Source organism: Streptosporangium album, assembly GCF_014203795.1.
GTDB lineage: Bacteria > Actinomycetota > Actinomycetes > Streptosporangiales > Streptosporangiaceae > Streptosporangium > Streptosporangium album.
The window spans coordinates 474455-486904 of the sequence record NZ_JACHJU010000001.1; the positions used below are offsets into that span (position 1 = coordinate 474455).

At 71.2% G+C, this 12450-nt stretch carries 10 protein-coding genes; 5 read left to right on the plus strand and 5 right to left on the minus strand.

Features of this window, described 5'->3' with window-relative positions; genetic code table 11:
• Window positions 1-4 precede the first annotated feature (4 nt).
• The 3 genes from FHR32_RS02170 to FHR32_RS02180 all read right to left on the minus strand — a co-directional run bounded on the left by FHR32_RS02170 (window position 5) and on the right by FHR32_RS02180 (window position 5913).
• Window positions 5-814, minus strand: coding sequence for a tyrosine-protein phosphatase (locus FHR32_RS02170; RefSeq protein WP_312881880.1), 810 nt, complete (start codon window positions 812-814; stop codon window positions 5-7).
• A gap of 124 nt (window positions 815-938) precedes the next feature.
• Entirely contained in the window at window positions 939-3503 is a 2565-nt protein-coding gene (locus FHR32_RS02175) for a tetratricopeptide repeat protein (protein WP_184752497.1), read from the minus strand.
• Between the two features lie 316 nt (window positions 3504-3819).
• Window positions 3820-5913 carry a M6 family metalloprotease domain-containing protein gene (locus FHR32_RS02180; protein ID WP_312881882.1) on the minus strand — a complete coding sequence of 698 codons (2094 nt, stop codon included), beginning with the start codon at window positions 5911-5913 and terminating at the stop codon, window positions 3820-3822.
• A gap of 147 nt (window positions 5914-6060) precedes the next feature.
• On the opposite strand from FHR32_RS02180, the gene FHR32_RS02185 reads away from it, so the two are divergent.
• From FHR32_RS02185 to FHR32_RS02195, 3 genes are all read left to right on the plus strand, one after another.
• Entirely contained in the window at window positions 6061-6645 is a 585-nt protein-coding gene (locus FHR32_RS02185) for an amidohydrolase family protein (protein ID WP_184752499.1), read from the plus strand.
• A 165-nt stretch (window positions 6646-6810) separates the two neighbouring features.
• Window positions 6811-7902: a PP2C family protein-serine/threonine phosphatase gene (locus FHR32_RS02190; RefSeq protein WP_221465219.1), complete on the plus strand. Its 1092-nt coding sequence runs from the start codon at window positions 6811-6813 to the stop codon at window positions 7900-7902.
• Between the two features lie 141 nt (window positions 7903-8043).
• Entirely contained in the window at window positions 8044-8544 is a 501-nt protein-coding gene (locus FHR32_RS02195) for a nuclear transport factor 2 family protein (protein WP_184752503.1), read from the plus strand.
• A 92-nt stretch (window positions 8545-8636) separates the two neighbouring features.
• Here the strand turns inward: FHR32_RS02195 and FHR32_RS02200 are convergent, their stop codons facing one another.
• On the minus strand, window positions 8637-9191 hold the full coding sequence (locus tag FHR32_RS02200) for a hemerythrin domain-containing protein (RefSeq protein WP_184752505.1): 555 nt from the start codon (window positions 9189-9191) through the stop codon (window positions 8637-8639).
• A gap of 488 nt (window positions 9192-9679) precedes the next feature.
• Here FHR32_RS02200 and FHR32_RS02205 point away from each other — a divergent pair, with 488 nt between their 5' ends.
• On the plus strand, window positions 9680-11185 hold the full coding sequence (locus FHR32_RS02205; protein ID WP_512700842.1) for a gamma-glutamyltransferase family protein: 1506 nt from the start codon (window positions 9680-9682) through the stop codon (window positions 11183-11185).
• 39 nt (window positions 11186-11224) lie between these two features.
• On the plus strand, window positions 11225-11542 hold the full coding sequence (locus tag FHR32_RS02210; protein ID WP_184752509.1) for a DUF5709 domain-containing protein: 318 nt from the start codon (window positions 11225-11227) through the stop codon (window positions 11540-11542).
• Between the two features lie 142 nt (window positions 11543-11684).
• Here FHR32_RS02210 and FHR32_RS02215 read toward each other — a convergent pair whose 3' ends face one another.
• Entirely contained in the window at window positions 11685-12344 is a 660-nt protein-coding gene (locus FHR32_RS02215; protein ID WP_184756317.1) for an HAD family hydrolase, read from the minus strand.
• Window positions 12345-12450: the final 106 nt, after the last annotated feature.

The window sequence follows — 12450 nt, forward strand, 5'->3', positions numbered from 1 at the left end:
GGGGTCAGTCGCGCAGGCGGGAGCGGAGCGCTCCGGAGTCGGACTCGGTCCACCCCTGGGTGGCGAGCCACGGCAGAGGTCCGCCGAAACGGTCGTCGAGCACCCCGAGGAACTGCTCGATGTACTCCCGGCGTGGCCGGTGGTCGTCGGCCGGGCGGGAGTCGAGGTCGTCGCGGTAGGTGGCACTGCCGCGCAGGCGTGCCAGGATGCCCTCCAGCCGGTCACCGGTGGCGGTGTAGTCGGTGACGATCGCCTCCCGGGTGGCTCCGGCGACCTCCAGCGCCAGGGCGCAGACGACCCCGGTGCGGTCCTTGCCCGCCGCGCAGTGCACGACGGCGGCACCGTCGTAGTGCGCCATGGCGCGCAGCGCGGCCAGCACCGAGTCGGGACGGTCACGGAGGTAGTTGTAGTAGAACCCGGTCACCTTGAGCTCGGCCAGATCCTCCTCGCTCCGCTCCTGCCAGGGCAGCACCCGGTCGGCGTCGATCCGGTCGACCCGGTCGGCCTCGACGTCGGTGTGCCTGCCTCCCTCGGCGAACAGGGTGAGGTGGTGAATGCTGATCTCCGGCACCGCCGTGAGCGGCCCGGGGCCCTCCAGGGACACCTCGGCGCCGGAGCGCAGGTCGATGACATGGCGGAGCTTGAGCTCACCGACGAGGAGCCTGACGTCGCGCTCCGTCAGCCCCTGCAGGTTGTCCGACCGGTACACCCGGCCGAAACTCGTGGTCCCGCCGTCCACCGTGGCGAGCCCGCCGAGGTCGCGAACGTTGACGGCACCTTCAAGATCGATCCATCGCGTGAAGTCGTTCATCATCGATGAGCCTATACGCCGGGGTATGGCCGCGCGGTTAACGCCCGATGCTCATTGCCGCAACGCCGGCGGGCAGGAAGGGCCGCCGATCGCCGTGCCCCTACGCCGCGCGGGCGCCCAACCCGCCTCACTCCCCCGCGCGGCGCAGGAGCTCGAGGGTGCGACCCATTCCCGCCTGGTTACCCAGGCTGCGGTAGATGTCCTGGGCCTGCCTGAGCGGGGGGATCGCCGCCCCGCGGTCACCGGCCTCCAGACGCGCCTCGCCGAGGTAGCGCAGGCTCCTGGCCATCCACCAGCGGTCGTCCAGCTCCTCGAAGGCGTGCACGGCCCGCTGCAGCCACTCCTGTGCCTCCTGGGGACGGCCCAACCGGCTGTGGGCGCGCCCGGCCGACAACTCTGCCCTGGCCACCCCCCAGGAGTCACCGAGCGCGGACAGCATCTCCGTGGCCCGCCGCACGTAGGCCAGTTCGCGGAGCCCGTCCGCCGGGTTGCCGACCTCGCCGGCCGCACGCAGGCACCTGGCCTCCTCCCAGAGCTCGCCCCGGAGCCGGAACGTCTCCGCCGCCCTTTCCAGGCTGAACCCGGCGCGCGCGAAGTCCTGTTCGGCCGCCCTGGTCTCTCCCCGGTCGCGCAGCGCCCGCGCGCTCGCACCCAGTACCTCGCCGTAGGCGCGCAGGGTCTGCGCCTCCGAGTAGCGGTTGCGGTCGTGCTTGAAGACCTCCAGAGCGTCCTCCAGCAGCTCCCTCGCCTCCTCGGGCCTGCGCTGGGCGAGCCGGAGCTCGGCCAGGTTGCGCTGGGTCCTGGCCGACCACCAGCGGTCGTCCTCCCCTTTGAAGGCGGTGATCGCCCCGATCAGGTAACCCTGGCCCCGGTCGAGGTTGCCGTCGCTGAACAGGCTCATGCCGACCGAGCGCATCGCCCGTGCGGCCCACCAAGCCTCCCCGAGGTCGGTGAAGATCTCCAACGCCCGTTCGGCATCCGCTCTGGCGGTCTGGTGGCTGCCCTGCCCACCGGCCACGGCGGCCCGGTCCAGCAGCGCGATGCCCAGGACCCTGGGGTCGTCCATGTGGACCGCGGCCTCGCACACGATCCCGGCGACCGTATGCCAGTCGGACCAGTAGGCGCGCAGCGAGTGGCAGAGCGAGCAGAAGGCCCGGCCCAGGCCCCAGGCCAGCTCCCACATCTCCAGGTTCCGGGCCTGGTTGACGGCGGCGATCAGGCTCAGCCGCTCGGCGTTGAGCCAGTCGGCCGCCGACGCCTGGGCCCGCGTCATCGACCCCGGACCGGTGTTCCTGCCGCTCCGGCCCCAGTCCTGCGGCCAGCGGGCCATGGCCGCACTCTCGGCACGGCGTCGGTAGCCGGACAGCACACGCTCGATGGCCACCCGGCGCCGGCCGTCGCCGTCGCCGGTGACGGCCAGCTCACGGGCGAAGATCCGGACCAGGTCGTGCAGCCGGTAGCGCATCACGCCGGAGAAGTCGACGCCCGAGCACTCGGCGAGCTGGGCGTCGATCAGCGCCTCGAGCTGGTCGGCGCCGTCCAGCTCGGAGGTGGCCAGCAACTCTCCCGCCACCCAGCCCGGCACGTCGGGGGCGGTGAGCAGGCTGAGCAGGCGCAGCAGGCGACGCTGGAGACCAGTGCAGTCGTCGTAACTGAGCTGGAGTGAGGCGCGCACGCTCTTGTCCAGCCTGCGGGCGAGTTCGAGCTGGTCCAGGCGGCGGCGCTCGTCTCTCAGCCGGTCGGCGAGCTCGCGCATGGTCCAGGTCTCCCGCGTCGCCAGGCGACCGCCGCAGATGCTGATGGCCAGCGGCAGATGATCGCACATGCGGACGATCTCCTGGGTGGACTCCAGGTCGCCGGCGACCCGGTCGTCCCCGGCCAGCCGGGCGAGCAGTTCCACCCCCTGCGCCTCGCTGAACACCGAGAGCCGCTTGTCGTAGGTGTTGAGCAGGTACAGCGGCTGCCGTGAAGTGATCATGACAGCGCAGCCCGGCTCGGCCGGGATCAGGTCCTTGATCTGGTCCCCGTTCTGGGCGTTGTCCAGGCCGATCAGGATGCGCCTGCCCTTGGTCCACGTCAGCCAGAGCTTGCGCAGCTCGGTGAGGCCCCCGGGGTCGGTGGTCAGCCGCACCCCCAGTGCCCGCAGGAAGCCGATCAGCACCTCCTCGGGCTGGACGGGCGCCTCCACCGTGCCACGCAGGTCGGCGTAGAGGCGGCCGTCGGGGAATCGGGCGGCGATCTCGTGCCCGAACCTGGCGGTGAGCATGGACTTGCCCACACCGCCCCTGCCGTACACCGAGACGACCAGGGGCGAGGTCTCCTCCTCCGAGCCGCGGGAACGGTCGCGGCCGGCGAACACCTGGCGCAGTTCCGCCAGCGACTCGGTCCGCCCGGTGAAGTGCGCCGCGACCGGGGGCCACTGGTCGGGCGGACGCCAGGACGGGCCCTCGCCCGCGGTGGGCTCCTCCGCCCGCGTGCCGGTGGTCGCCCAGGTGAGCAGGCCGACGAGGAGGGCGGCGAGTACGGTCACGCCGATCTTGGCCGCGGTGGGCAGGTCCCAGACGTCCAGCGAGGTGGCCAGGATGCTGGCCACCGCGGCGGCGATTCCGGCGGCGGCGGGAGCCGCCAGCGAGATCGAGCGCCTCGGCGGTCGCGGACCACGGCGATCAGGCACGTTCGACGGCCCGGGCATCCACACCCCCCGGAGAAGTCCGCGGCACGTCCGCGGCCCCGGCCCAGCCGACGTGTTATATCAAGATTTATTGAACCAGATGACCAACCGGAACGGGTTGCTCCACACGACGTTCACCGGTCGGCTGAATGACGTTCCGTCAAACTCCCGGGGAGGCGCGGCCACGCGCCGGACCCGGGGGCCGAGAGCGCGCTCCCGGCCCCCCGATCCGGCGCGCCCCACCGGCCGGCCGATGACCGGCCGGGGATGTGACGACGGGGTACGGCGTGCGCGCCGTACCCCGTCGCCGGACCGTGCCGGTCCCTTTCGGGGTCTCCTACAGGCCGATCACCTGGCAGGTGGCCTTGGCGGTCTTGGACGGGTCGCTTTCGGAGGTCGCGGTCAGCGTGACCTTGGCCAGGCGGCTGCCGCCGGAGGCCCGCTGGGCCTTGACGGCCACCAGTGCCTGCTTGCCGAAGTCCGCGGTCACCAGCTGGTTCGGCAGCGAGGCCGTCCAGCCGTCGCCCGCGACGGTGGCCGAGAGCCGGTAGACGTCGCTCTTGAGGTAGGCGCTCACGTCCTCGGGGTGCTGCCCCTGGGCGGTGGCGGACCTACCGGTGTTGAACAGCGGGAACCGGCAGGAGGACAGGCCCTTGCCGTCGGGGATCCCGGCGGCGGGGAGCAGTTTCAGGCCGCGCTTCTGCGGCCCGGCGCCGTCCAGGGAGCGGACGGCCACCGTGTAGGACAGGATGCCCTCGCGGTCGCGCTGCACGTCGAGGACGTAGAAGTGGAGCCTGTTGGCCTCGTCCACGTACTCGTACTCGGAGCCGGAGTCGGTGCCCGCGTGGAAGAGGGCGTCCGACAGCTGGCGGTAGTCGCCGATCGTGATGGGCACGGCGGTGCCGTCGGGCAGGACGTAGTCGGTCATGCCGATGTCCTGGGGGTTGGCGTCGACGACCCACTCGAAGGGCGCGCGGTCGGCGTTCTTCGTCTTGGCCAGGAGCACGCCGGAGTCGGGGGTGAAGGAGTCCGCGCCCATCCGGTCGACGACCTCGACGGTGTAGTTGTCGTAGCCGCCGCCGTCGCAGAGCGGGTCCGTCGCGACGTCACAGGCGGGGCTGCGGTCGCCGTCGCCGAAGGCGATGTTGACCCCGGACAGGCCGGTCGGTCCCGGCTGAGCCACCCGGGCGGTCACCTTGGCCACGACGAGACCGGACTCCGCCAGCGCCTCACGGGACAGGCGCAGCACGTTCCGCTCGTCCACCATCGCCAGCTTGATCTTGTTGCGGAGCATGTGCTGGGCGCCCATGGATCCGCCTCCGGTGGGCGGGATCGACCAGCGGCTGTGCGGGCCGCCGGGTCCGTTGAAGCTGCCCCTGCTGAGCATCTCCCAGATGCCGGTGTAGGCCCGGCGCGGCGGCACCCCGAACGGGTTGTTGTAGTTGTCGCCGATGCCCAGGATGTGGCTGAGCTCGTGGGCGTAGACGCCCTGGCCCGAGCTCTCTGCCTGGGTGGACGAGCCTCCTCCGGCGTTGGGCCAGATGGAGGAGGCCGAGGCCCAGGAGGTCCACTCCACGTACCGGGTCTTGGCCCAGTTGGGCAGGGCCGGGTCCGGCGGGCCGAAGTCGTCGGTCACCGCCTCCTTGGCCGGGAACTTGATCGGCCCGAACTCCTGCCAGGTGGCCGATTCGTCCTGGCCCGCGCTCAGATAGAAGACGAAGTCGAATCCGGCGGGGACCTCCTCGCCCTCGGCGCCCACCCACGCGGCCCGGCCGTCGGTCCTGATGTTCTTGTTGCAGCTGTCGCCCGCCGGGCAGGCGGTGCCCCCCTGGAACTCCATCGCGTACTCATGGGACTTGCCCGGCATCTGGTACGGGCCGAAGGAGGTCAGGTCCACGCCGTAGCGGCCTCCGGAGTCCTCCATCCAGTACTCGTGGATGGTGTGGCCGCGGTTGAGCTCGTTGGGGGTGTTGAGGAAGTCCTTGTAGAACTGGGCGACCTTCTCACGGGGGATGTCGTGGGCCTCGGCGCTGGGGTTCTTGAAGACCGTCGAACCCTGGGGCTGGGTGACCACGAACGGCTGGTTGGGATAGTCCAGCAGGACCAGCGCGCCGCGGAAGGTCCGCGTGGAGCCCTTGGCCGCGGGGTCGGCCCAGTTGGTGCCGGGCGGCTTGGTGTAGTCGGCCCACGTCATGTGGTCCGGGTTCTTCCAGTTCTGCGGGTCGACCGGGGCCGGACCACCGGGTTTGGCGCGCAACGTGGCAGCGGGTTCGTCCCGCTGCCAGGGCTGGGTCTGAGGCCACTGGTTGAGGCGCCAGGGGTGTTCGGGCTCGGGGGAGGGCTCAGCGGAGGCGGGAAGGGAGGCGATGCCGATCGGGATCAGCACCACGGCTGCGATCAGTGCTTTCAGCAACCTGGGGGGACGAGTCACGACAAACGACGCTATAGATCGTTTTAAGTAAGATCAACCGACATTCTGTAATGAAGTGATCTACCGGCGCGTCTGGTACCGGATATTTGAGATCAACAGACCGGAGCCCTTAACCCTTCCGAAGGGGACAGACAGACAGGAGTGTCTATGCCGACGCGCCCGGGCCACCTTGTCGGCCCAGGCGCGCTACCAGCGATCGTCGTGCACAGCGCGCCGCTTGTCCTCCCCGTGTGCGGGCCGCCCGTCAAGGGCGGCGCCGTCGCCGTCCGGGGCAACCGGGTGATCAGGATCGGACCTCGCCGGGAGATCGAGCCCGCCTATCCCGACCTCCCCCGGCCCGCTGACCCGCTGGCCCGGCATGATCGTGCCGGGCCTGATCGACGCCCATCTCCGGCTCGGCCGGATTTCCGCCACGGCGTTCGTCCACGGCGTCACCGCGTGCTCGCCCGCGACCCCGACCCGGATCTCGACCGGCTCCTGGTCGAGGCGGTGACGATGGGCGGGGCACGCGCCCTGGGCATGGCCGGGGGGCCGCACCGCCTGGGTTGCCTCGGTCCCGGCAGCCGGGCCGACTTCGCCGTCTTCGCCGTGAATGCCGACGAGCGGACCGCCTACACCGCCCTGCTCCGCGAGGGGCCGGGACGGTGCGTGGCCACGGTCGTCGGCGGCCGGCCCCGCTGGCGCCTCGACGGCGACCGGAACGTCGCCGGCGAGGCAAGGCGTCTCGCCTGATCCCTCCGGTCCGCATGGGCCATCCCAGAAAAGGTCTACTTCCCGTAGAGAGAAACTACCCTAAATGGGGTGTAAGCAGGAAGAATGCAACTTAGGCAGCGTTTTTCTGACCTGCGCTGGCCATGGCGGTCGGAATACGCACTGGTCGCGATCCCTCTCGGGCTGATGCTGGGGATCACGGTCGTCGACGTTCTGACTCCGAACTATATCCATCTGGGCCCGCTGCTGATCTCGGCGCCCGCGATCACGGCCTCGTTCGCCGGCCCCCGGCTCACGGCGGCGATCGGCGTCCTGGCCATCGTGGACCAACTGATCATCGCCGCGCACAACGGCAGCCTGGGCACGCAGAACCTGCAGGCGCAGGCTCTCGCCCTGATGGTGGTCACGGCGTTCGTCGTGATCTATGCCTTCCTGCGGGACCGGGAGCGACGGGCGCTGATACAGGTGCGGTCGGTCTCCGAGGCCGCACAGCGGGTCCTGCTGCGGCCCCTGCCCGCGCGCATCGGCCCGCTGCGGCTCGCCTCCGTGTATCTCGCCGCCGAGGAGGAGGCTCAGATCGGCGGCGATCTGTACGGCGCCGCACGGACCGCCCGCGGGACCCGGCTGATCATCGGCGACGCCCGAGGCAAGGGCCTGGACTCCATCTCCGAGGCCGCCCTGCTGCTCGGCGCCTTCCGTGAGTCCTCTCGCCGCCATGCCAGCCTGCCCGACCTCGCGGCCGAGCTGGAGGAGAGCGTCAACTCGGACCTGGAGCAGTCCACCGAGGAGGAATACGACATCGAAGAGAGCTTCGTCACCGCCGCGGTGCTCGAGATCCCCGACGACGACCCGGTGGTCAACATGATCAGTTGCGGGCACCCCCCGCCGCTGATACTGCGCGGCGACCAGGTCACGACGCTCCACGCTGGCCGGCTCGCGCCCCCGCTGGGCCTGGGCGGGCTCTGCGATCCCGACTACCACGTCGAGACGTTCAAGTTCGAGCCGGGCGACATCCTCCTGCTCTACACCGACGGCGTCATCGAGGCCCGCGATCCCGCCGGCGTCTTCTATCCGCTGACCGAGCGGATCGCCAAGTGGATCGTCGAGTGGGCCGAGGACGGCCCCGAGGCGCTTCTCCAGCACATCCACGACGATCTCCTCGCCCACGTCGGCGGACATCTGGGCGACGACGCCGCCATGATCGCAGTCGAACGCCTCAACAGCGGCGCGGCGACGATCTCGAACGTCGCTTCCCGGGCCTGCTCGCCTCGATCCTGAACGCCACGCCGCCCACACCGGCTCCGTGCCGGATACCGGTGCGGCCGCCGCCGAAGATCGCACGGCAGCAGCCCGGCTTCCGGCGGCTGAGGGGTCCGATAATCGCCGGTGCGGCGCTGCCCCGCCGATGATGCTGGAAACATGACCACGACAGACTTGGCAGAGCAGCAGACCGGCGAGTCGCGCGCGGACGCGCCTCAGGATGACGCCTGGGCGGTGATGGAGAGGTTCTACGTGGCCGAGGCCGCGTACGTGGCCGCGGGCGGATTCGGTAAGGCCGACTATGACGAGGTCGCCGCCTATCTGGATCCTGAGGTCATACTGCACCAGGCCCCCGGGTTGCCGTTCACGGGAACGGGAACGTGGCGGGGCCGTGATGGCATGGAGCGGTTCCTGGCCACGTTCAGCGAGGTCTGGGAGTCGATGGAGTTCCTGGAACAGGAGCACTGGGGCGACGGCGACACCGTCGTGGTACGGAACCGGGTGCGCTTCCGCGCCCGCGCCACCGGCAGGGAGATCGACACCCTGATCCTGCAGATGATCACTGTCAGGGACGGACGCATGCTCGAATGCCGTCCGTTCTACTGGGATCCCACCGCCATCGCCGACGCCTGCCGGCGACCCGGTGACGACGTCGACTGAGTCAGGCCTCCACCTGCCGCTCCCCTACGGGAGGAGCCGGATGCGGGCCCGCATCCGGCCGGGTGAGTGACCCGTTCAACCGTGGCTCGGGCTCACAACCCCGTGCCTCTTCCGAGCCAAGGGCCGGGAGCGAACACGGCCCCGGCGGTGGCCGGCGGGAAGTCCCCCGAGCCGTCCCTGCCCGGGGCGCTCAGCGAGTTGAGGACCGAGACGAGCCGCTTCTCCTCGTAGACGAAATGCGACTCCAGCAGGGCGGCCAGGCCGTCCAGCTCGGCCCGCACGCGCTGCGCCTCGGCCGGGTCCGGGCCCGCCTCAAGGCCGCCGAGCAGTTCTTCCAGCCTGCGCAGGATGTCGGTCACCACGTGGTGGTCGCGCCTCAGCTCTTCGAGCACGGGGCGCAGCTCGGGGAACCGCTCCGCCAGGACGGGGAACGCCCCGTCGTCCTCTCCGGTGTGATGCCGGCTCAGTGCCGAGCAGAACGCCAGGCAGTGCGCCCGTAGCTCCCGGGGACGCTCACTGCGGCCGTCGAGGTAGGAGCCGACGTCCTCGCGGAGCGAGGCCAGCTCCTCGCGGAGCCAGAGGTGAACATTGATCAATTGGTTGCCGAACGCCGCCAGGCGGCCGTCCGGTCCGGTGGGTGTTTCCATGGCTGTCCCATGACTCGGCGCCTCCATGCCCGCAGCGGTCTCTTTGCCGGGTGCACTGCGACGCTGAGGCGGGATTTCATCACCCTTCCGGCGGGACGTCAAATGATCACCGGACAGTGGGTCCGGCCCTGACCGCTTCCCGCTCTCAGGGCGGAGGTCTCCAGCGCGGCGAAGCTCAGCCCCACGCCGCCCGCCTACAGCGCCTACGCCCGCGGATACCGCTCCGCTTCCGGCGGGGAGGCCCCCGAGACACCGGAGAACTCATCCGTCTTCATCGTTTTCCATCCCCGTCAAACACGTTGCGGTCGCCGTCAAAGCGATCGCCCTTGAACGCGCCGGTGAAGGCTGAACCCATGAGCCGGTCGGCCAACCGGATGAGACCGGCGGTCGACCCCGCTGTCGGCCGAGCAATCCGCGCCGGCTTCAACGATCGATGGCGGAAGCCGTACGCTCTTGGGATGCTCAATACCCGCTATGCGCGCTCTGGAATGGTTTGTACGATTGATCACCTTGCCTCCAGGGCGGGCGTGGCCATGCTTGAGCGGGGTGGTTCGGCGGCTGACGCGGCGGTCGCGGCGAACGCCGTGCTCGCGGTGACCGCGCCGCACATGTGCGGGCTGGGCGGTGACCTGTTCGCGCTCGTCCACGACGGCACCGGCACGCCCTCGGCGCTCAACGCGTCCGGGCGGGCCGGATCGGGCGCCGACCCCGAGCGGCTGCGCGCCGAGGGACACACCCGCATGCCGCACCGCCACGACATCCGTTCGGCCCCGGTGCCCGGCTGCGCGGACGGCTGGCTGGCCCTGCACGGCCGGTACGGCAGGCTGCCGATGGCCGAGGTGCTGGCACCGGCGATCGGGCACGCCCGGGACGGGTTCCCCGCCTCGCCGCTGATGGTGCCCGGCCTGGAGACGGTCGGCCCTCTGTGCGAGGACTTCGCCGCGGCCCGGCAGGCCGGTGACCTGATCCGGCGTCCCGGGGTCGCGCGGGCACTGGAGGCGCTGACGGGCGGACGGGACGGGTTCTACCTCGGCGAGTTCGGCGAGGGGCTGCTCGCGGTCGGCGCCGGCGAGTACACCGAGGACGACCTGGCCAAGGACGGCGCGGAATGGGTGGACCCGCTCCGGGCTCGGGCCTTCGGGCACGACGTGTGGACGATGCCGCCCAACTCCCAGGGATACCTGCTACTGCTCGCCCTCGGCATCGCCGAGGGGCTCGATCTGCCCGCCGACCCGGCCGACCCGCTCTGGGCGCATCTGCTGGTGGAGGCCGCGCGGCTGGCCGGGCACGACCGGCCGGAGGTGCTGTTCGAGGGTGCGTCCGTCGACGAGGTGCTGGGGTCGGCCGCCGCACGCCGTACCCTGATCGACCCCGCCGGCCGGATCGCGGTGCGCGACCTCACCGCGCCGGGCGACACCACCTACCTGTGCGTGGTGGACGGCGACGGCATGGGCGTCTCCCTGATCCAGTCGAACGCCGCCGGCTTCGGCAGCCTGGTCTTCGAGCCCCGCACCGGTATCAACCTGCACAACCGGGGCATCGGGTTCTCCCTGGTCCCGGGCCACCCCGCCGAGTACGGTCCCGGCCGCCGCCCGCCGCACACCCTCGTCCCCGCCCTGGTCACCCGCGCCGACGGGTCCCTCCGCTCGGTCGTGGGCACCATGGGCGGCGACGCCCAGCCGCAGATCCTGCTCCAGGTCCTGACCCGCCTGCTCGCCCACGACCAGGCGCCCGGTGAGGCCATCGGCGCCGCCCGGTGGCGGCTGGCCTCCGGTACCGGTTTCGACACCTGGGACACCCCCGACCAGGCCGTGGTCGAGATCGAGGACGGCGGCCCGTGGAGCGACGGTCTGCGCGACCGGGGACACCCCGTCGGCGCCATGCCGTACGGCTCCTCCTTCGGCCACGCCCACCTGATCGACGTGCTGCCCTCGGGCGTCCTGGCCGGGGCGGCCGACCCTCGGTCGATCATCGGGGCGGCCGCGGGACTCTGACCGGGGGATTTACGGCCGCAGAACGGGTAGGGCGGCGATATGAGTGAAATGCCCGCAGACCGCAAGGGTCTGAGCGACGAGCAGGCGGTCGAGGTCGAGGAGTGGACCGACGACCTCGGTCTCCACCACGAGATCCGTGAGGAGGCCCCCGGACACCAGGACACCCTCGACGAGCGCCTCTGGCGCGAGGCCCCGGACCGCGGCCGCGTTCCGCGCGAGGAGAGCCACCGTCTGGTGGCGCCGGACAAGGGCATCGGGCCGGACGAGACGTCCGAGGAGTATGCCGAGGACGTCGGCGCCGACAACGGCGACCTGTCAGCCGAGGAACGCGCCATCCACATCGACCCCAACGCCTGACGCGGGACCACGGTCCCGCCGGCCGCCGGCGGGTCCCGTGGCGACGCCCTCGGGTCGCGGCGGCCTCCGGCCCCGGCTCGCGAGCATGCCGACCAGTGGAAACTGGGCCGGCCCGGGGCCGCGTCGACGGCGCTCCGGGACGTCAGCCGGACGACTTGGCGGTCAGCCCCGCGACCAGGGCGTGCAGGTCGCCGACGACGTGGTCGGCGTCGGCGGCCTCCGGCCGGGCGGCATGGAGGTGGCCCCAGGGACCCCGGCGGATCAGGGCGGTCCGCATCCCGGCCGCGCGGGCGGGCCGGACGTCGTTGTCGAGCCGGTCGCCCACATAGAGGATCTCGCCGGGCTCCCGCCCCGAGACTGCCACGACCTTGGCGAAGAAGGCGGGGTCGGGCTTGGAGACGCCCCAGCCGTCGGAGGTGTGGATCGCGTCGACGGGCAGGTCCATCGCGGCCAGCGCGCCATAGGCCTGCGGGGGCTGGTTGCCCGCGATGATCAGCTCGTATCCGAGGCCGCGCAGCGCGGCCAGGCCGGGCCGTACGTCCGGGTAGAGGTCGTCGGCGTCGAAGTTCACCCGGAGCCCGTCAGGATCGTCGCGCTTCCATGCCTCCTGCTCCGCCTCGACGTCGAACCCCGGCCTGACGATCTGGAAGGCTTCCTCGAAGGACCTGTCCAGCGCTGCCATACCGCCCAGCACGCCGAGCATGGTGAACCGGGTGACGCCGAGCCGGTCGGCCCAGCGTGACCAGATCCGCGTCTCGTCGATCAGCGTCTCCCCGACGTCGAACACCAGCGCCCTGACCACAATCTCCCCCTCTGTTCGGCTCACCGATCCTATGCAGTACGGCCGGGCCAGACCGAACCCGCCGAAGCGGAACGGCGTGCAGGGGGGCCGTGACCGTGCGCATATC